Source organism: Achromobacter sp. 1L-A-4-B-C2, from assembly GCF_057291955.1.
This window is the reverse complement of record NZ_JBXAWP010000005.1, coordinates 332,536-352,508: the sequence shown is the minus strand read 5'-3', so window position 1 is coordinate 352,508 and position 19,973 is coordinate 332,536. Positions and strand designations below refer to the sequence as shown.

Here is a 19,973-nt window from a genome sequence, read left to right as displayed (position 1 = left end):
CCCGTAGACGGCGACCCGTAACCGCGACCCGTACGCAGCGACCCGTACGCAGCGACCCGTACGCAGCGACCCGCAGGCCCTTTTCCCCTGCATTTTTTTTATCCATTTACCTGCCTAGGCATATACAGCCTGGGCATAAAAATAAGCCAAAGCCATGCAAGCCTTTTCCAGCGACGCCCCAGCCACACCCCGAATCCCCCCCGCCTTGCTCGCCACCATCGGCGCGCTGACGTTCATCGACTTCCTGCAAAACGGCATGGTCACGTTTGCCGCCACGCCCATCATGGGAGAAATCGGCGCCAGCCCCGAGGAATACACCTCCGTTGCCGTCATCTACGCCTGCGTCGCCGTGGTGATGATTGCGTTGCAAGGCTGGCTGGTGCATCACCTGGGCCTGCGCCGTTATCTGCTGGCGTCGCTGGGCGCGGCCGCAGCGGGCGCGGTGGTGTGCGCGATGTCTCGGGGTGAGGCCGGCTTTCTGACGGGCCGGGTGATGATGGCGATGGGGTGCGCGGCCATGCTGACGTCGTCCCGTTTGACGGTAAACCTGATCGCGCCGGGGCCAGCGCGCTTTCATGGCATCAAGGCGCTTGCCACGGGCCTGTGCACCGGCACGGCGCTGGGGCCGTTGCTGGCATCGGCGGCGGTGGACCACGATGGCTGGCCGCTGATGTTCTGGTTGGTGGCCGGGCTGTCGCTGCTGGCGATGTGGCCGGTGGCGCGCGCCATGCCGGGCAAGCAGGCGGGCGCCACGGTGGCCGGGCAGGCACGCCTGGCGCCGATTGCGGCGTTGGGCGTGGGCAGCTTTCTGCTGCTGCATGCGTTGCAGCGGTCCTACTACGACTTTTTCAGCGACCGCCATCGTCTGGTGCTGTTCGCCCTGGCCGGCCTGCTGGCGCTGGCGTATTTCATCCGCGCCGAGACGCGCAACGGCGCGCCGCTGCTCAAGCTGGGCGGCATGAACGAGGTGCGCTTTCTGTGCGGCCTGGCGTTGTTCATGTTTTGTTATTTGATGTTGGGCGCCAACGGCTACCTGGTGCCGCAGATGCTGCAACGCGCGCTGGGCCTGTCGTGGGCCAACACGGGGATGTTCTTCGCGATGGGGTTGGGGGCGGGCGTGCTGACTTTTGCGGTCATGGCCCAGCTGCTGCCGCGTTGGCCGTCGCCCCGCAAGTTCTTCGTGGCCGGGTTTGTGGCGCTGGCGGCGTTCAGCGTGCTGATGGCTCGGCTGACGCCGATGGCCGATCCCTGGGCCGATGTGCTGCCCGCGTTGGCTTGCTATGGCGTCTTCATCATGATCTTGATGCCGGCCACCGCCATGAACACGTTCACGGGGCTGACGCATGACCCGGCGGTGTTTGCGCATGCGCAGCAGGTCAAGAACATGCTGGCGCAGGTGGGGCAGGCGCTGGGCATCATGGCGGCCACCGTGGGGCAGCAATGGTTGACATCCAAGCACTACAACGTGCTGCAAGCGGGCGTGACGCAGGGCAACGTCAATGTCGAAGCCGCGAAGGCCGCGCTAAGCGGCGTGTATGCCGCGGTGGCCGATCCGGTGCAGGCGCAGCGCATGGCGCTGGCGCGCATCGCGCAGCTGGTGAATCAGCAGTCGGCGCTGCTGGCCAATCTGGATCACTTTCGCGCCCTGGCTGTGTTGGCAGTGGCCGGCGTGCTGATCAGCTGGACGCAGCGGGTGTTCCGGTAGCGTGGCCGTGCCGGTAGCGCATGTTCCGATACCGCGCATGTTCCGGTACCGCGCCTGTTTCGAACCCGCTGCCACCCGAACCCGCAGCCACCCGAACCCGCAGCCACCCGAACCCGCAGCCACCCGAACCCGCACCCACCCGAACCCGCAGCCACCCGAACCCGCAGCCACCCGAACCCGCAGCCGCGCCGACACTGCCCCTCAGTTCGGCCCCAGCTGCCCGATCACCTGCCGCGCCACATCGGCCAGGGACAGGCCGCCGTCCATGGCCGCGCGTTGCAGGCGTTCATGGGCGGCCTGCTCGGTCAGGCCGTATTGGTTGATCAGCAGCCGCTTGGCGCGGTCGATGCGCTTTCTTTCTTCCAGCGCGACGCGCACCGTGTTCAAGGCGTCGTCGGTGCGCTGCATGTGCAACGTCTGCTCGCGCATCATTTCAAGAATGGACCGCTCCAGCACGCTGCCCACGCCATCGGCGGGCGGCGTGTCCAGGGGCCGGCTTTGCACGCTGAACACCATGCTGGGCGCGCGGCCGCTGGCATGGTCGGCGTAGCGCGACAGCAGCAGTTGTCGGTCGTCCAGCTCCTGGCGGGTCTCGACGATGCGGCGTTCGCATTGCCGCGCCAGCGCCTGCGCCAACAGGCTTTCAACGTCGCGCATGGCGTCGATGCGGGCCGTGCACAGCTCGAACCACAACTCGGCCAGCGTGCCGTCCACGCGCTGGTCGGCGGACGTGCGTTGCGCCATGTCGCGTAGCCGTTCGACCGGCTGGCCTTGTTGCTGGATGCTCTCCCAGCGTTGCAGCGCGGCGTCTTCGGCATATTGCGCATAGATGTCGAAGCTGCGGGCCTGGTGCGCGGCCAGGCCCAGCATGCGGGCCTTCTGCGGGTCGGTGAAGAAACCGTTGGTGAAGCCGATGACGCCGGTGGCGCGTTCCTGGCCGCTGAGTTCCTTGCCCTGCATGAAGTTCAGCAGCGCGACCAGCAGGCGCGTCACGCCGGGGTCCAGCGCGGAATCGGCGGCTTCGAACACCACGGCCAGCAGGCTGCTGATGATTTGCGTGTAGCGGGCATCGGCGTCTTCGGCGGGCACGGACACATCACGCACCTGGCGGCGCAGCGCCGGCAATTCGTCCAGCCGAAACAGCGCGAAGGCAATGCAGTTAAGCAGGCGCGCCTTGTTGCCGGCGTGCGGGGCGGTGGCCGCCAGCCCGTCAAGAAAACGGCGGACGTCGGCCTCGACGCGGGCGGATTCCTGAGCCAGCCCGCTCAGCGTCTGGGCCTTGCCGTCTTGCGGCACGCCGTTCTGTGCGCTGCACAGCGTCAGGTTGGAATAGCCGCGTTCTTTTTGCAGCGCGTGCACCAGCGCGCTGACGTGCACGGCCAGTTCGCACGTGACAGCCAGGCTTTCCAGGCCGTGCAGTTCACTGCGCCGCGCGGCAAGCAGGAAACGCAGCGGGGGTGGGATGTGGCGTTCGACCATAAGGGCAAGGGGAGGATCAGGCGCTGCGGCGCATCAGCGGTTCGGCGGCTTGCGGCCGGGGGGTATCAACCCTGTCAAGCACGTGGCATGCCGCGACGTCGCCGATGACCAGCACGGCGGGGCTGCGCAGCTGAAAGGCGGCGGCGTCGGACGTCATGCCGGACAGCGTCGAGCGGCATTCACGTTGATCCGCCAGCGAGGCGCGTTCGATCATCGCCACGGGCGTGTCGGGCGCCATGCCGGCCGCCAGCAACTGGCTGCTCATGTCGTGCAATTTGGCTACCCCCATGTAGACCACCAGCGTCGTGCCGCTTTGCGCCAGCCCCGTCCAGTCGGGCGTGGCGCCGTCCTGGGAATGGGCGGTGATCAGTGTAACGCCCTGGGCCATGCCGCGTTGGGTCAATGGGATGCCGCAAGCGGTGGCGGCGGCCAGCCCGGCCGTGATGCCGTTGACGACTTCACAGGCCACCCCGTGGTCGCTCAGCCATTGGGCTTCTTCGCCACCGCGTCCGAAGATGCAGGGGTCGCCGCCCTTTAGCCGCGCCACGCGCAGCCCTTGGCGGGCATAGCGCAGCATCAGCCGCTGGATGAATTCCTGCGGGGTTGAACGGCAGCCACCGCGCTTGCCCACATAGACCAGCCGCGCCTGCGGGCAGTAGTCCAGCACTTGCGGGTTGACCAGGTCATCGACCAGGACGACGTCGGCTTGTCCCAACGCCCGCACGGCTTTGATCGTGAGCAGTTCGGGGTCGCCGGGGCCGGCGCCGATCAGCCAGACGGAAGGGTTCATGATGGGCTCCAGGGGATGCAGGGGATCAGCGATCAAGCAAAAGAAAAACTACCACCACGAACTGGACCAGGCACAGGCCTTTCCAGAACGCCAAAGGGTTGCGTTCCAGCAGCGGCAGCCGTTCGCCCCGGTGCGTGGCCTCGGGCGGATGGCGCAGCGCGTGCGTGAATTCCGATAGCTCGGCGGTGCGCAGCGCGGGGTCGGGGTGCAGCGCCCGGCTCAGGACTCCGTCAACCCACGCGGGCAGCTCGCGCTCGCGGTCCAGCACCGACACATACGTCAGCCGCATCTGCGCGGCGCGGCTGCGCGCGCGCGCCACGTCGGCGCCATAGGGCAGCCGGCCGGACAGCATCTGGTAAAGCATGGCGGCCAGGGAATACAGGTCGGATCGCGGCGTGCCGGCTTCGCCCAGAAAGTATTCGGGCGCGGCGTATTGGGCGGTGCCCAGCATGGCGGGCGGCTCGTCGCCCTGCGCGGCGGCGTCCCACAGCCCGGCCGCCTGGGTCGAGCCCAGGTCGATGATGCGCGCCACGCCGTCGTCACCGATCAGCACGTTGTCGGGCCGCAGGTCCTGGTGCACGATATCCAGGCGATGAAACGCTTGCAGGCCACGGGCAACCTGTTCAATCAGCGTCACCGCCTGCGCCAGCGTGGGGCGGGGGTTTTGCGCCATCCAGCGCGTCAGCGTGCGCCCGGGCAGGTATTCGCTGACGGTGTACAGCGTGCGGCGCTCGCGCGGCATGGGCCAGGCGCGCACGACGTGGCGGCTGTCGATGCGGCGGGCGATCCATTCCTCGGTCAGCAGGCGTTCCAGATACGCGGGGTCATGCCGCAGGTCCAGCGACGGAATCTTGATGACCACCGCGTCGCCGCTGTCGATGTCATGCGCCAGATAGACGTGGCTGCGGTGGCTGGCGTGCAACTCGTCCTGGATGCGAAAGCCCTCGAATTCCATGCCGGCCGCCAGCAGCGGCGGGCAAGGCAGGTTCAGGCTGTATTGCGCCAGTTCAAAGGCGCGGCGCGCAGGCAGGGCGTCGATGCGGACGATTTGCGCGGTCAGGTTGTCGGTGCTGCCGCGTTCCAGCGCCCGCTGCGCCAGGCGGCGCGCCGCCGCGTCCAGTGCGTCGGGGTGGGCCGCGATGGCCTGGGCGACGTCGTCCGCATTGATATGTTCGTAGACGCCATCGGTAGCCAGCAAGAAGACGTCGCCGGCTTCCAGCGGCTGCGTGTGGTAGTCCACTTCCAGGTGCGGCGCCAGGCCCAGCGCGCGGCCCAGATAGCTTTTGTCTTGCGATATCCAGACGCGATGGTCGTCGGTCAGCTGCTCCATCACGCCCGCGCGCAAACGGTAGATGCGCGCGTCGCCAATGTGCAGGATGTGCGCGGTAGTGGCTTTCAGCACCATCACCGTCATGGTGCAGACATAACCCCGATCCGCATCGCGCGGCTGGTCGGCGTGATGGCGTTGGCGCGTTTGCCCGTGCAGCCAGCTGTTGGCCGCGCTTAATACCTTGTGCGCCGACTTTTTCACCGACCAGGTTTCGGGCGTGCAGTAATAGTCTTCCAGAAAGCTTGCCACCGCCGTTTCGCTGGCGATGTGGCTGACCTGGCTGCTGCTGATGCCATCGGCCAGCGCAACTGCGATGCCCTTGGTGTGCAGCAAGGGCTCGCCGGGCACGCACAGGCCGTGAAAATCCTGGTTGACGGGTTTGACGCCCGGCTCGGTGTGCTGGCCCACCGCCACCCGCAACGTAGCGGCGGTGCTGGGGCCGGGTTCGCGGCGGTCCATTGCGGTGGGCGTCCCGATGCGCAATCAGTTGAAGCGGCGCTTGGGCGCGGTCTTCATGTGCGTGGTGTACAGCGTCAGGCCGGTCAGCGAGATGCCGCCGATCAGGTTGCCCAGCACCACGGGAATTTCGTTCCAGATCATGTAGTCCATGATCGAGAACTTGCCGCCCATGATCATCGCCGACGGGAACAGGAACATGTTCACGATGGAATGCTCAAAGCCCATCGCAAAGAACAGCATCACGGGCATCCACATGGCGATGACCTTGCCGCTGACCGACGTCGAAATCATGGCGCCGACCACGCCCAGCGACACCATCCAGTTGCACAACACGCCTCGGATGAAGATCGTCAGCATGCCGCCCGCGCCATATTCCTTGTAGCCCAGCGTGCGGTTTTCACCGATGTGCGCAATGACTTCACCGACCTTGTTGGGCGGTACGGAAAAGCCGTAGGTGAACACAATCGACATCAACACGGCCACCGTCAACGCACCCAGGAAATTGCCCACGAAGACAACGCCCCAGTGCTTGAGGATGGCCTTCGCGGTCACGCCCGGGCGCTTGTCGAAGAGCGCCAGCGGCGTCAGCACGAACACGCCGGTCAACAGGTCAAAGCCCATCAGGTACAGGATGCAAAAACCCACGGGGAACAGCGCCGCGCCCAGGATGGGCGAGCCGGTCTGCACCGTGACGGTCACCGCGAACACGGCGGCAATGGCCAGGATGGCGCCCGCCATGAAGGCGCGGATCAGAACGTCGCGCGTCGCCATGTAGATTTTGGATTCGCCGGCGTCCACCATCTTGGTGACGAATTCGGAAGGGACCAGGTAGGACATGATTTACCTTTTGCGTTGGTGACAGTGATAAGGGGAGCGGGCGTCAGGCAATTTCAACGGTGTCGCCGTTGAAGCGGGCCTGCCAGGTGCGCAATTGCTGTTCGGGGTACTGCACGCAGCTGCCGTCGGCCAGACGGAAGTGCTGCTTGTACAGCGGCGAGGCCACGACCAGATCGCCGCCCAGATGGGCAAGCAGGCCGCGCCCGATAACGTTGGCGCCGGATTTGGGATCGCGGTTTTCAATCGCGTATAAGGCCGGGCCGTCGGCGTCGGGCAGGTAGAACAAGGCAATCTGCTGGCCATCCAGCAAGACGACCACGCCAGAGTCGGCAACGAGGTCATCGCGGGTGCAGACCGCGCGCCAGGTCGATGCGCGGGAGGCGGGGGCGGCAGTGCGGGCGCCAGTGGAGGCGGGGGCCAGGGCGTTCATCAGACGATCTCCTCGGCGATGGGGATGACGCGCGCCGCCGGGCGTGCAGGCGAGGGGGCCGGGGCGGGCCGGGGTTGGCCGCGTTCTTGAACGAACTGAATGTCCGGGTCGCCGCCACGCTCGTTGACGAAAGTGCGGAAGCGCTTGAGCTTTTCCGGGCTGCTGACGGTGTTGGCCCATTCGCATTCATAGCGGTCCACCACCAACTGCATTTGCGCTTCCAGCTCGGCGCCCAGGCCCAGGCTGTCGTTCAGCACCACGTCCTTCAGATAGTCCAGCCCGCCTTCCAGTGACTCGCGCCAGACGGACGTGCGTTGCAGCTTGTCGGCGGTGCGGATGTAGAACATCAACACGCGGTCGATCATGCGGATCAGCGTGGCGTCGTCCAGGTCGGTGGCGAATAGTTCGGCGTGGCGTGGGCGCATGCCGCCGTTGCCGCACACGTACAGGTTCCAGCCGTTTTCGGTGGCGATGACGCCGATGTCCTTGCTTTGCGCCTCGGCACATTCACGGGTGCAGCCGGACACCGCGAACTTCAGCTTGTGCGGCGACCGCAGGCCCTTGTAGCGGTGTTCGATGTCCAGCGCCATGCGCACGCTGTCCTGCACGCCGTAGCGGCACCACGTGCTGCCCACGCAGGACTTCACCGTGCGGGTGGACTTGCCGTAGGCATGGCCGGTTTCAAAACCGGCGGCGATCAGCTCGCTCCAGATGTCGGGCAGTTCGTGCAGCTGCGCGCCGAACAGGTCGATGCGCTGGCCGCCCGTGATCTTGGTGTACAGCTTGTATTTCTTGGCGACGGCGCCGATGGCGATCAGGCCGTCGGGCGTGATCTCGCCGGCCGGTATGCGCGGCACCACCGAATAGGTGCCGTTCTTTTGCATGTTCGCCATGAAGGTGTCGTTGGTGTCTTGCAGCGGCACCAGGCGCGGTTCCTGAATGGGGCGGTTCCAGCACGACGCCAGAATTGACCCCACGGCGGGCTTGCAGATGTCGCAGCCGACGTGGCCCTTGCCATGGCTGGCCAACAGTTCTTCAAACGTTTCGATGCCGCCGACGCGCACGATGGCGTAGAGCTCCTGGCGGGTATAGGCAAAGTGTTCGCACAGGCTTTTGTCGACGGCGACGCCGCGACTGGCCAGTTCGTGTTCCACCACCTGCTTGAGCAGCGCGGCGCAACCGCCGCAGCCCGAGGCCGCCTTGGTGCAGCTTTTTACGCCGGCCAGGTCGGTGCAGCCGCCGTCGATGGCGGCGCTGACGGCGCCTTTGCTGACGTTGTGACAGGAGCAGATCGTGGCAGTGGCGGGCAAGGCATCGACGCCCAGCGCGGGCGCGGCGCTGCTGGCGGGCAGGATCAGGCTGGCGGGGTCGGCAGGCGGCGCGATGCCGTTCTGCGCGTATTGCAGCAAGGTGTCGTAGTAGCGGTTGTCGCCCACCAGCACCGCGCCCAACACGCGCTTGCCGTCTGCCGACACGACCAGGCGGCGATAGCTGGCGCCGGCTTCGTCGATGTAGCGGTAGCTGCGCGCGCCGGGCGTCGTGCCATGGGCGTCGCCGATGGAACCCACGTCCACGCCCAACAGCTTGAGCTTGGTGGACATGTCGGCGCCGGTAAAGGGCTGTTCCGGCACGCCGCACAGCTCGGCGGCGGCGATGCGCGCCATCTGGTAGCCCGGCGCCACCAGGCCGAACACGCTGCCGTTCCAGGCAGCGCATTCGCCAATGGCGTAGATGTTTTCATCGCTGCTGCGGCAATGGTCGTCGATGGCCACGCCGCCGCGTTCGGCCAGCGCCAGCCCGGCGCGGCGTGCCAGCGACACCTGCGGGCGGATGCCGGCCGAAAACACGATCAGGTCGGTTTCCAGCGGCGCGCCTTCGGCAAAGCGCATGCGATAGCGGTACTGCGTGCCGGGCTTGATGTCTTGCGTGGCGCGCGACAGGTGCACGCCCACGCCCAGCGCCTCGATGCGCGCCTTGAGCGCGGCGCCGCCTTCCTCGTCCAACTGCACCGGCATCAGGCGCGGCGCGAATTCCACCACGTGCGCTTCCAGGTTCAGCGACTTCAAGGCGTTGGCCGCCTCCAGCCCCAGCAGGCCGCCGCCGACCACGACGCCACGGCGCGCGCCTTGGGCGGCCGCGCGGATGAGGTCCAGGTCGTCGATGCTGCGATACACCAGGCGCGACGCGCCCTCGGCGCCGGCAATGGGCGGCACGAACGGGTAAGAGCCCGTGGCCAGCACCAGCTTGTCGTAGCCGACGCGGCCGTTGGCCGTGACCACTTCGCGCGCGTGGCGGTCGATGTCCAGCACCGGTTCGCCCAGATGCAGGGTCAGGCCGTCGCGGTCATAAAAGGCGGCCTCGCTCATCGACATCGATTCGGCGTCGCGGCCATTCAGGTATTCGGACAGATGCACGCGGTCGTAAGCGCGGCGCGTTTCCTCGCCATAGACATGGATGCGATAGCGCTCCAGCGCGCCGCGTGCAATCAACTGTTCGACGCAATGGTGGCCCACCATGCCGTTGCCGATGACAACCAAGGTCCGCAAGGAGGCGGGAGTGGCCGTTGCTTTCATGAATTTCCCCAGGCTTGTGGTTTGGGTTTCAAAAGACAAAAAGCGCCCTGGACCTGTCGGTCGGGGCGCCTTTGCCGGTACTGCTTAAATTGTGCCGCGGGCCTGTTGGGGCCTGCATGAACACTTAAGCAAAGACCATGCCAGGTTGGAAAAGGACGGCCGCGCGGGGCGGGGTTGCGCGCGGCGTCATAGGGAAAAGGGCGGAACGCGTGGGGACATCAGGCGACACACGCGGCCGCCAGGCGGGCCGCGCGGTGCGTCAAAGCGGTGCAAGTTGTTGTGCGGCGCGCACTGCTTTGGCGCGGCGCAGCATGGTGGGGCGGCGCGGCAGGGTTGCCGTCAGGGGTGGGCGCCTTTGCCCGCGCGGAACGCGCCGCGTCGTACCCGCAGGCTGCTACGGACGGTGGTCTTGCTGCCCCTGACCGACTTCGATCGGCGTGACTTGGTCCCCTTGGAGCGGTCGCTGCGTGCCTTGGCGCGAGCGCGTGCCGTGCACGCCGCTGCCAGCGCCAGCAGTTTGTCTTCGTCCAGTTGTTCGGCGTCCACCAGTTGTTCGTCCGCGCCTTTCAAGGCGATCAGCAGTTCGTCCAGCTTCAGGTGCAGCGCCCGGCCGTCCTTGTTCTGACTTTGCTGAATCAAGAACACCATCAGGAACGTGACGATGGTGGTGCCGGTGTTGATGACCAGCTGCCAGGTTTCCGAATAACCGAAGAAGGGGCCGGTGACGGCCCACACGATCACGGCGCACAAGGCCGAGCCGAACGCGATGGGGGAGCCCGCCCAATGCGTGACGCGCGCGGCAAAATGGTCGAAGAATTTTGTGAAGGCATTCGACTTCGGCACGGGTTGCGGCTGCTTGCCTTGCTTGTCGGCCGGCGTGTCGCCCGGCTTGTCGGCTGGTTTATCGCCCGGCTTGTCGCCGTGCTGTTGCGCCGTCTTCTTTGCTTCCACATCGTTCTTCATGAGCATCACCTGCTAATCCTCATCCTCTGATTGCATTGCATCTACAAAGCCACCGTCCCGGCTACTTGGGCCGCGGGTCGTGCAGCCCCGCATCGGGCGGGGTCAATTCACCGGCGCGCAGGCGCGGCAGGCAGTTCGCCATGGCGCGCGCAACGTTGCGCACCTCTTCCTGCACCGCCGTGTCCAGGTCCAGGTCGGCGTGGCTGGTGGCGTAGGGCTTGTAGTAGCCGATGTACCGCTCCAGCCGGGCCATCGACCCGGCATCAATCAGGCCCATCCAGTCCAGCCAATCGCTCAGCGCGCGCCGCTGGCCCTCGATACCCGCCACGTCGCCGTGCACCACCAGGCCGTAAGCCCGGCCCGCCAGGTGTTTCGGATAGGGCCAGCCGTCCAGTTCAATGGCCTTGGCCTTGGCCGCGTCCTTGCCGGACGTGGTGGTCGGGTCCGGGTTGCCGCCGTCGGCGCACACCAGCCGGTCGATCATCAGCTTGAGCGGGCTGGGCGACTGATACCAATAGGTGGGCGCCAGCAGGATCACGCCGTGCGCCGCCACCCACTGCTCGTAGATGTCGTTCATGGCGTCGTTGTCCTGGCCCAGCGAATGGTTGGGATAGCAGCTGCACGGCCAGTGGCAAAGCGGCATGGCGGTGGACACGCAGCCTTTGCACGGATGGATCTGATATTGGTATTCGGACGTGAGCCGGCTCAGGTCCAGCAGGTCGGCCTGGACGTGGGCGGCCTCCAGCTCGGCGCACACGATCTGCGCCAGACGCCACGTTTTGGACACCTCGCCCGGACAGGTGCCGTCGTTGCGCGAAGCGCCCACCACCACCAGTACGCGCGACGGCGTATCCGGGCGGCGCTGCTTCTGTGCGGCTTGCGCCAGGCGGTCGTTGGCGTCTTTCCATTCCACCGACAAGTCGTAGTCGGGATCGGCGTAGGCCGCGCCGGCCTTGACGGTGATGGGCGCTTTGCGGCCGCCCTGGTAGGCGTCCCACGCAATGGCTTCCAGCCGGTCCAGCGCGGCTTGTTCGGCCTGGAAGGCGGGGTCATAGAAGCGGCGCATGAAGCGCAGCCGGAAGGTGTCGCGCGAAAGTGGTCCGGAATATTGGCCGGTGCGCACATCGGGCTTGGGTGCGGTCATGAAGCTCTGCCTGCGAACAGTGACGCATCGCAAGCAGCAAGCCGCGTGCCCGTCAGTTGCCGCCCGTCATCACCACCATGATCTCGGCTGGCCGGGCGCTGCGCGTTAAATAGATGTGCCCCACGCCGCTGTCGAAATAGGCCGTCTCGTGCTTGGCCAGCACCAGCGATTCCCCGTTTTCAAAGCGAATTTCGATTTCGCCTTCCAGCACCACCAGGAATTCCTGGCCGGCGTGGCGCATGTAGTCATCGAATTCCGACGCGTCGCGCGCCAGGATGCGGCCGTACATGGGCGTCATGCTGCGCTGGGGATACTGGCCGGCCAACAGTTTGTAGTCGTAGGCGCCGGTCATGTAGCCGGGCGATTCGGCCAGGGTGCAGCGCAGGGCGGCCGGGGCGGGGCGGCCGTTTTCCGCGGGGGTGACGGGGCCGAACAGGTGGGCAATATCGACTTCAAGCGCACGCGCCACGGCGGCGAACTTGGCGTAGCTGATCGACACCTGGCCCAGTTCCATCTTCGATAGCGTGGACAGCGCCACGCCGGTCAAGGCCGACAGTTCCTTTAACGTCATCGAGCGCGCCCGGCGCAGGCCCCGCAATCGGACGCCCAGGCTGGTCCGGTCGGCCAGGATGTTGCTGGCGGGCGAGGCGGCGGGGGGCGTAGAGGCGGGCGGTCGGATGATGGGCATGTCGGTGCTTTCCCTAGGCGTCAGGGGCAAGCGCTAGGCTGGCCGGTTTTTTTCGTTGACGGATATTTTGTCATATCCGAGAATTCTCAAATCCGAGAAATATCTGGCTCGTACATTCACACGTACGTTGGGACTGCAAGTGGAACACGCATCGAAAGCGCAGCAATTTGACGTGGTGATTGTAGGCGCGGGCATTGCTGGCGCGTCGTTGGCGTATCGCCTGACCGCCGAAAAACCGGGACAGACGCGGGTCATCTTGCTGGAACGCGAGTCGCAGCCTGGCTACCACTCCACCGGCCGCTCGGCCGCGATGTTCATGGAAACCTATGGCACGGCGCAGATCCAGGCGCTGACGCGCGCCAGCCGCGCTTTCTATGAGAACCCGCCCGCCGGTTTCACCGAACACCCTTTGCTGCAGGAACGCGGCTGCCTGTATATCGCCAGTGCCGAGCAGCGCGACCAGCTGATGCAAGGCTATGAGGCGGCGACGGCGCAGGCGGGCAACGTGCAGTTGCTGGATGCCGCCCAGGCCATGGTGCGTGTGCCGTGTATCCGCCCCGAAGCGGTGGCGGGCGGCGCCTTGTTTGAAGCAGACGCGCGCGACCTGGACGTGCATGCGTTGCACCAGGGCTTTCTGGCGGCAGCGCGGCGGCAGGGGGCGGTCGTGCATTGCAATGCCGAGGTGGAATCCGGCCAACGGTCGGACGACGGCGTGTGGACGTTGCGGTTGACGGACGGCGCCACACTGCACGCAGGCGTGGTGGTCAACGCGGCGGGCGCGTGGGCCGACGACCTGGCCGGGCGCTGCGGCGTGGCGCCCGTGGGCTTGCAGCCCTGCCGGCGCAGCGCCTTCATTTTTGCGCCGCCCGGCGGCGTGGATTGCAGCGCCTGGCCTGCCGTGGTCGGCATCGACGAAAGCTTCTACTTCAAGCCGGACGCGGGTCAGTTGCTGGGCTCGCCCGCCAACGCGGACCCGGTTGCCCCGCACGATGTGGTGGCCGAAGAACTGGACGTGGCCACCGGCATCTATCACATCGAATCCGCCACCACGCTGACCATCCGGCGGCCGTCCCACGTGTGGGCCGGGCTGCGTTCGTTCGTGCCGGACGGCGACATGGTGGTGGGCTATGACGTGGCCCAGCCCGGGTTTTTCTGGCTGGCGGCGCAAGGCGGCTACGGCATTCAATCGGCGGCAGGCGTGTCGGCGATGGCGGCGGCGTTGCTGGCCCAACAGCCGCTGCCAACGTGGCTGGTGGACGAGGGCGTTGCGCCGTCTCTGATGGCACCGGGCCGGCTGCGCTAGCGTGGACGGCCGGCGGCCGGGGTGCGGCCGGGAGTTGCGGCGGGACTTGCGGCGGGACTTGCGGCCGGCGTTGGCTGGGCAGCTACTTTGCTGCCGACTACCCGAACGCGGCCCTGACTGCCGTGAAGGCCGCCGCGACCAGAGGATCGGCGCGGCGGGTGGCTAGCGTGATAAACGACAGTTCCGCCTGGATAGCCAGCCCGGGCAGCAACAGCAGCCCGTTCGCCTGGGACTCACGCAGCGCGATGGAATCGCGCACCAGCGACAGCCCCACGCCCGACCGCACCAAGTCCAGCATCGAGGCTTCCTGATCCACCTGCGCCACCGCGTTCGGCGTGACGCCCAGCGTATCGAACCGGGCGGCCAGCAGCCGATGGTGCACGGAATCCGGCGGCGTCCAGATCCATGGCAGCGCGGCAATGTCCTGCCATCCACGCCCGGCCACCTGCGCGCCCCATCCCTTGGGCGCCACCACGTAGTAGGTGAACGTGGCCAGCGGCAACACGTCCAGCAGCGGTGGGCCGCCCGTGCCCCCGGCCGGACCCAGGAAGAACCCCACATCCAGCTCGCCCGCCCGCACCTGGCGGCCGACCGACCCGGACATGCCGTGGCGCAGCGTGGGGCGGATTTTCGGATAGTGCTCCATCAGGTGTTGCAGCGTGGCCCCCAGCCGCAGGAACTCCGGGTCCAGGATCGTGCCCATGCGCAGTTCGCCCTGCACGGTGTCGCGCAAGGCGCTGATGGCGCGCTGGAAGTCTTCCATGGCGTCCAGCACGCGCTGCGCGGCGGGCAGCAGGGCGCGTCCGTCGGCATTGGGCGCCAGGCCCTGGGCGCTGCGTGCAAACAGCGTCAGGTCCAGCGATTCCTGAAAGTTCTTCAGTTGCAGGCTTAACGCCGGTTGCGTCAGGTGCAGATGTTCGGCCGCGCGGGTCAGGTTGCCTTCGCGCGCCACGGCGGCAAAGGTGCGTAGATGCTTGAGGTCCATGGCACCGTCCGAAATGGGGTGAGCATTATTAAAGATGCTTATAAACGGATTTTCAACATTTCATTGGACAGCGGCGGCCTGCTGCGCCAGAGTCACGCCAGATGCCCGGCGTGCGTGGCAACGCCGAAGCCGGGTCGGCTCAATGTGGCGGCAGGTGTAAACCCCGCCAAGCAGATAAGAAGAGCTTATGGAGACATACGACTTCGTCATCGTGGGCGCGGGCTCGGCCGGCTGCGTGCTGGCCAACCGGCTCAGTCAGGACCCCGGTATCCGGGTGCTGCTGCTGGAGGCAGGCGGCCGCGACAACTACCACTGGATTCATATCCCGGTGGGCTATCTGTATTGCATCGGCAACCCGCGCACCGACTGGATGTACCGCACCGTGAAAGAACCGGGGCTGGGCGGCCGGTCCCTGATCTACCCGCGCGGCCGGGTGCTGGGCGGGTGTTCGTCCATCAACGGCATGATCTACATGCGCGGCCAGCGTGAAGACTATGAAGACTGGGCCGCGCTGTCGGGCGACCCGGCCTGGGGCTGGGACCAGGTGCTGCCGGTGTTCAAGCGCAGCGAAGACCACCACCGGGGCGCCAACGAATTTCACGGCGCCGGGGGCGAATGGCGGGTCGAGGCGCAGCGCTTGCGGTGGGACATCCTGGAAGCCTTCGCGCAAGCGGCCGAACAGGAAGGCATCCCGCGCGTGCAGGACTTCAACCGGGGCGACAACTTCGGCAGCGGCTATTTTGAAGTGAACCAGCGCAGCGGCTGGCGCTGGAATACGGCCAAGGCGTTTTTGCGCCCGATTCGAAAGCGGCCCAACCTGCATGTGATGACGGGGGCGCAGGCCGAGCAGCTGGTGTTTGAAGGCAAGCGCTGCGTGGGCGTGCAGGTGCGCATCCAAAGCCAGGGGCAGGGCAAAGGGCAGGGCAAGGGCGAGCCGCGCCTTGTCACCGTGCGCGCGCGACGCGAGGTGGTGATGGCGGCCGGCGCGGTCAACACGCCGCATCTGCTTGAACAGTCTGGCATCGGCGAACCCGCGCGCTTGCGCGAAAGCGGCATCGCGCTGCGCCATGCCTTGCCGGGCGTGGGCGAAAACCTGCAAGACCATCTGCAATTGCGCGTGATCCTGAAGGTCAATGGCGTGAAGACGCTGAACCGGATCGCGGGATCTTGGTTGGGCAAGGCGGGCATCGGGCTGGAATACCTGCTGCGCCGTAGCGGCCCGATGAGCATGGCGCCGTCGCAGCTGGGGGCGTTTGCCAAGTCTGACCCGGGCCAGGCGCGCGCGAATGTAGAGTTTCATGTGCAGCCCTTGTCGCTGGGCGCGTTTGGCGAACCGCTGCACGCCTTCGACGCCTTCACGGCCAGCGTGTGCAACCTGCGGCCGACGTCGCGCGGCAGCGTGCATGCGCAGGGCGCGGCGGGCACGCCCGCTGGCGCGGCGCCGGTCATTGCCGCCAATTACCTCAGTACCGAGGCCGACATCCAGGTGGCGGCCGATTCCATCCGATTGGTCCGCCGCATTGCCGCCGCGCCGGCGTTGCAACGCTATCGCCCAGAGGAATGGTTGCCGGGGCCGGACTACCAGACGGACGCGCAACTGCGCGAGGCCGCCGGCAAGATCGGCACCACGATCTTTCACCCGGTGGGCACGTGCGCGATGGGCAAGAGCGCGGACAGCGGCGCCGTGGTGGATGCGCGCCTGCGCGTGTTCGGGCTGGAGGGGTTGCGCATCGCCGACGCGTCGGTGATGCCGCTTATCACGTCGGGCAACACCAATTCGCCCACCATCATGATCGCGGAGCGCGCCGCCGACATGATCCGCGAGGACGCCGACATGCGGCGTTAGGTGGGCGAATGGCGCCGCGTCAGCGCAGCGAGCGGTACACGTCCTGGCGCTGCGGGTGCGTCAGGATGACTTGCCACAGCTGTCCTTCGCGTGACCGGAAGAACCCGGCGCAACACATCAAATAGTATTTCCACATGCGGTAGAAGCGCGTGCCGTAACGCGCTTGCAGCGACGGCCACGCGCGTTCAAAGCGGTCCCACCAGGCCATCAGCGTGCGGTCGTAGTCGGTGCCGAAGTTGTGCCAGTCTTCGATGATGAAGCGGTGTTCGACGGCGCCGGCGATTTCGCGCGCGGACGGCAGCTTGCCGTTCGGGAACACATAGCGGTCGATCCACGGGTCGGTGCTTTGGCTGGTGGCCGCGATGCCGATGGTGTGCAGCAGAAAGATGCCGTCCGGCGACATCAAACGCTGCACGTTGCTGAAGTACGTGTCGTAGTTCTTCGGCCCCACATGTTCAAACATGCCCACCGACACGACCTTGTCGAAGTTGCCTTGCAGGTCGCGGTAGTCTTGCAGCAGCAGCTGTACCGGCAGACCCTTGACGCGATCCTGCGCCAGCGCCAGCTGCTCTTTCGATACCGTCACGCCGGTGACCGACACGCCGTAGTTTTCAGCCGCGAACTTGGCCAGCCCGCCCCAGCCGCAGCCGATATCCAGCAGCGTTTCACCGGGCTTGAGTTGCAGCTTGCGGCAGATCATGTCCAGCTTGGCCAACTGCGCTTCTTCCAGCGTCTGGGCGTTTTCCCAGTAGGCGCAGGAATAGATCATGCGACTGTCCAGCATGGCTTCGAACACGTCGTTGCCGGCGTCGTAATGCTGTTCGCCCACTTCAAAGGCGCGATGCTTCGATTGCAGGTTGAACAGCTTGTGCCGCAGGTGTTCGGCAATCAGCTTGATGCGCGCGACCCCTAGCGCGGCCGAGCCCATGTCGGCGCGCAGCAGTCGGGTGAACAGCTCGTCGAGCCGTTCGCAGTCCCATTCGCCGTCCATATAGGATTCGCCCAGCCCCAGCGACCAGCTGGCGAAGACGCGTTCGTACATATGTTTGTCATGTACCTGGATGTCCCACGGGCGCGTGCCGTTGATCTGCACGTCGGCGCGAGACAACACGTCTTGAAGCACTTTTGGCGGTTCGGGGGGCGGGGGGCTGACGTCGGGCGAAGAATGGTCGGCGGTCAGCGGAGAGACAGGACTGCTTTGCTGCATACGGACTCCATATCAATTTTGGGATGACTGATCTGGCAATGCCTGAAGCTCATAACTCTGGCCCCAACGAACGGCCGATTCCAATTTAATGAATGGATCGGCTTGATAGCCAACGGCAATTTACCTGCCGTGCAAACCGGGGGCGCCAGTGAGAATGGGGTGATCGTAGCGAGGCGCGGGCGCAGTGTCCAGCCTGCGGCACGCGGGCGAATTCAGAGTGGGCGGCCGCGCAACTGTCGTGCGTTTGTCCGGCTGGCGCGATTACACTAGTCCGCCTTGGTGAACCGCCGTTTCGGCGCGCGCCGATCCGTTCGATACGTGGAGCCTTTACATGGTGGACGCCAGCCTGCAACCCCGTTTGGAATTCGTCACCTGCGCCAGCCCGGCGGGCTTGCACCGGATGGCGTATTGGGAGTGGGGCGACCCGGCCAATGACCAAGTGCTGGTCTGCGTGCACGGCCTGACGCGTAGCGGCCGGGATTTCGACGTGCTGGCCCGCCGCCTGGCGTCGCGCTACCGCGTCGTGTGCCCCGACGTGGTGGGCCGTGGCCGGTCGGACTGGCTGGCCAACCCCGCGTTCTACACCGTGCCGCAGTACGTGTCCGACATGGTCACGCTGCTTGCGCGGCTGGCCCCGGCCCGGCTGGCCTGGGTGGGCACGTCGATGGGCGGCTTGATCGGGCTGGCGCTGTCGGGCGCCGCGGTATTCGCCGGCGCCATGCAGGCGATGCGGCCCCACGCGGGCATGCTGCCGCCCGGTCAGGGCATCCAGCTGGACAAGCTGGTGCTGAACGACGTGGGCCCGCGCCTGGAAACGGGCGCCTTGTCGCGCATCGGCCAATACGTCGGTCAGCCGGGCGAATTCGCCACGTTCGAAGAAGCGGTGGCCACCATGCGCGCCAATTCCGAAACCTTCGGCCCGCACACCGACGCGCAATGGACCGAGCTGGCCCGGTTCCTTTACCCGGAGTTCGGTGGCAAATGGGTCAAGCACTACGACCTGGCGCTGGCCCAGGCATTGGCCGCGCAAACGCCGGACGAACTGGCCGCCGGCGAACAGATCCTGTGGCGCTCGTATGACGCCACGCCGTGCCCGATCCTGATCGTGCGGGGCGAGAAGTCCGATCTGCTGACCCGCGCCACGGTTGACGAAATGCTGAAACGCAATCCGCGCGCGCAGGCGCTGGAAGTGCCGGGCGTGGGACACGCGCCTACCCTGATCGCCGATAGCCAGGTGGAACCCGTGGCGGCGTTCCTGTTGGCTTGAATGTCCGCCGTGCGATTACGGGGACGGCACGGCGCTATTCAGCGCGGCGGGCCTTCTCTACAATAGCCCGATGACATCGCCCACCCTGAACATCGATCTGCATTGCCATTCCACTGTGTCCGACGGCGCGCTGGCGCCTCGCGACGTGGCGCAGCGCGCGCACGCCAACGGCGTCGACGTCTGGGCATTGACGGATCACGACGAGGTAGGCGGGCTGGCCGAAGCGGCCAGCGCGGCCCAGGACCTGGGCATGCGGTTTTCCACCGGCGTTGAAATTTCGGTCACGTGGGCGGGCTTGACGGTGCACATCGTGGGCTTGCAGTTCGACCCGAACAACGCCGACTTGGTGGCCGGCCTGCGCCAGACCCGCTCGGGCCGCGCCGAACGCGCCAAGCGCATCGGCGACCGGCTGGCCGACATGGGCATGCCGGGCGCCTACGAAGGCGCGCTGCCGTTTGCCGGCAACCCCGAACTGATCAGCCGCACGCACTTTGCGCGCTACCTGGTCGAAGCGGGCTACTGCCCCGACGTGCAAACCGTATTCACCAAACACCTGGGCGACGACCGCCCCGGCCATGTGCCCATGCAATGGGCCACGCTGGCCGAAGCCGTGGGCTGGATCCGCGGCGCGGGCGGACGCGCGGTCATCGCGCACCCGGGCCGCTATAAGTACACGCCGCTGCAATTCGCCGCGCTGTTCGACGAATTCCTGCAATTGGGCGGCGAGGGCATCGAAGTCACCACCGGCAGCCACACCGTCGAAGAAGCGCGCCAGTATGCCGAGGTCGCGCGCCGCTACGGCTTCCTGGCATCGCGCGGGTCTGACTTTCACAGCCCCAAGGAAAGCCGGATCGACCTTGGCCGCCTGCCATCGCTGCCGTCCGACCTGAAGCCGGTCTGGCACGATTGGTTTTGACGCGGGCGGCCCGCGCCGCCCCGCCTGCCAGCCCCGACTAATGTGATTGCG

Annotated in this window: 16 protein-coding genes; 5 read left to right on the top strand and 11 right to left on the bottom strand. The window is 66.4% G+C overall.

The window, feature by feature from the left end:
- The first annotated feature begins 154 nt into the window (after positions 1-154).
- Positions 155-1,705, top strand: coding sequence for an MFS transporter (locus tag AC0Z35_RS23645; protein ID WP_485132862.1), 1,551 nt, complete (start codon positions 155-157; stop codon positions 1,703-1,705).
- Between the two features lie 201 nt (positions 1,706-1,906).
- Here AC0Z35_RS23645 and AC0Z35_RS23640 read toward each other — a convergent pair whose 3' ends face one another.
- The 9 genes from AC0Z35_RS23640 to AC0Z35_RS23600 all read right to left on the bottom strand — a co-directional run bounded on the left by AC0Z35_RS23640 (position 1,907) and on the right by AC0Z35_RS23600 (position 12,398).
- Positions 1,907-3,184, bottom strand: coding sequence for a nitrate- and nitrite sensing domain-containing protein (locus tag AC0Z35_RS23640; protein WP_485132863.1), 1,278 nt, complete (start codon positions 3,182-3,184; stop codon positions 1,907-1,909).
- Between the two features lie 16 nt (positions 3,185-3,200).
- Positions 3,201-3,974 (bottom strand): uroporphyrinogen-III C-methyltransferase, encoded by a 774-nt coding sequence (cobA, locus tag AC0Z35_RS23635; protein WP_485132864.1) that lies wholly within the window; start codon positions 3,972-3,974, stop codon positions 3,201-3,203.
- Positions 3,975-3,999: 25 nt separating this feature from the next.
- The gene (locus AC0Z35_RS23630) at positions 4,000-5,763 is read right to left on the bottom strand and encodes a bifunctional protein-serine/threonine kinase/phosphatase (RefSeq protein WP_485132865.1); all 1,764 of its coding nucleotides are present in this window, start codon (positions 5,761-5,763) and stop codon (positions 4,000-4,002) included.
- Between the two features lie 24 nt (positions 5,764-5,787).
- Complete coding sequence (locus tag AC0Z35_RS23625) at positions 5,788-6,600, bottom strand: formate/nitrite transporter family protein (protein ID WP_046807848.1); 813 nt, start codon at positions 6,598-6,600, stop codon at positions 5,788-5,790.
- 43 nt (positions 6,601-6,643) lie between these two features.
- Positions 6,644-7,030 (bottom strand): nitrite reductase small subunit NirD, encoded by a 387-nt coding sequence (gene nirD, locus AC0Z35_RS23620; RefSeq protein ID WP_485132866.1) that lies wholly within the window; start codon positions 7,028-7,030, stop codon positions 6,644-6,646.
- The gene (gene nirB, locus AC0Z35_RS23615; RefSeq protein ID WP_219990371.1) at positions 7,030-9,603 is read right to left on the bottom strand and encodes a nitrite reductase large subunit NirB; all 2,574 of its coding nucleotides are present in this window, start codon (positions 9,601-9,603) and stop codon (positions 7,030-7,032) included. Before nirB ends, nirD begins: the two co-directional genes overlap by 1 nt.
- Before the next feature lie 339 nt (positions 9,604-9,942).
- Positions 9,943-10,566, bottom strand: coding sequence for a low affinity iron permease family protein (locus AC0Z35_RS23610; protein WP_485132867.1), 624 nt, complete (start codon positions 10,564-10,566; stop codon positions 9,943-9,945).
- Between the two features lie 61 nt (positions 10,567-10,627).
- Positions 10,628-11,710, bottom strand: coding sequence for a flavodoxin family protein (locus AC0Z35_RS23605; protein WP_485132868.1), 1,083 nt, complete (start codon positions 11,708-11,710; stop codon positions 10,628-10,630).
- Positions 11,711-11,762: 52 nt separating this feature from the next.
- A complete protein-coding gene (locus AC0Z35_RS23600) occupies positions 11,763-12,398 on the bottom strand; it encodes a helix-turn-helix domain-containing protein (RefSeq protein WP_104145077.1) in 636 nt (211 codons plus the stop codon).
- 139 nt (positions 12,399-12,537) lie between these two features.
- Here AC0Z35_RS23600 and AC0Z35_RS23595 point away from each other — a divergent pair, with 139 nt between their 5' ends.
- Positions 12,538-13,701 carry an NAD(P)/FAD-dependent oxidoreductase gene (locus AC0Z35_RS23595; protein ID WP_485132869.1) on the top strand — a complete coding sequence of 388 codons (1,164 nt, stop codon included), beginning with the start codon at positions 12,538-12,540 and terminating at the stop codon, positions 13,699-13,701.
- A gap of 97 nt (positions 13,702-13,798) precedes the next feature.
- On the opposite strand, the gene AC0Z35_RS23590 is transcribed toward AC0Z35_RS23595, so the two are convergent.
- On the bottom strand, positions 13,799-14,686 hold the full coding sequence (locus tag AC0Z35_RS23590; protein WP_485132870.1) for a LysR family transcriptional regulator: 888 nt from the start codon (positions 14,684-14,686) through the stop codon (positions 13,799-13,801).
- A 187-nt stretch (positions 14,687-14,873) separates the two neighbouring features.
- On the opposite strand from AC0Z35_RS23590, the gene AC0Z35_RS23585 reads away from it, so the two are divergent.
- Positions 14,874-16,532 carry a GMC family oxidoreductase gene (locus AC0Z35_RS23585; RefSeq protein ID WP_485132871.1) on the top strand — a complete coding sequence of 553 codons (1,659 nt, stop codon included), beginning with the start codon at positions 14,874-14,876 and terminating at the stop codon, positions 16,530-16,532.
- A gap of 19 nt (positions 16,533-16,551) precedes the next feature.
- On the opposite strand, the gene cfa is transcribed toward AC0Z35_RS23585, so the two are convergent.
- Positions 16,552-17,739 (bottom strand): cyclopropane fatty acyl phospholipid synthase, encoded by a 1,188-nt coding sequence (cfa, locus tag AC0Z35_RS23580; RefSeq protein WP_104145080.1) that lies wholly within the window; start codon positions 17,737-17,739, stop codon positions 16,552-16,554.
- A 331-nt stretch (positions 17,740-18,070) separates the two neighbouring features.
- Between cfa and AC0Z35_RS23575 the strand changes: the two genes are divergently transcribed.
- Together AC0Z35_RS23575 and AC0Z35_RS23570 are read left to right on the top strand one after the other, a co-directional pair.
- Positions 18,071-19,006, top strand: coding sequence for an alpha/beta fold hydrolase (locus AC0Z35_RS23575; RefSeq protein WP_219990366.1), 936 nt, complete (start codon positions 18,071-18,073; stop codon positions 19,004-19,006).
- 70 nt (positions 19,007-19,076) lie between these two features.
- Positions 19,077-19,922 carry a 3',5'-nucleoside bisphosphate phosphatase gene (locus AC0Z35_RS23570; RefSeq protein WP_046806948.1) on the top strand — a complete coding sequence of 282 codons (846 nt, stop codon included), beginning with the start codon at positions 19,077-19,079 and terminating at the stop codon, positions 19,920-19,922.
- Positions 19,923-19,973 lie beyond the last annotated feature (51 nt).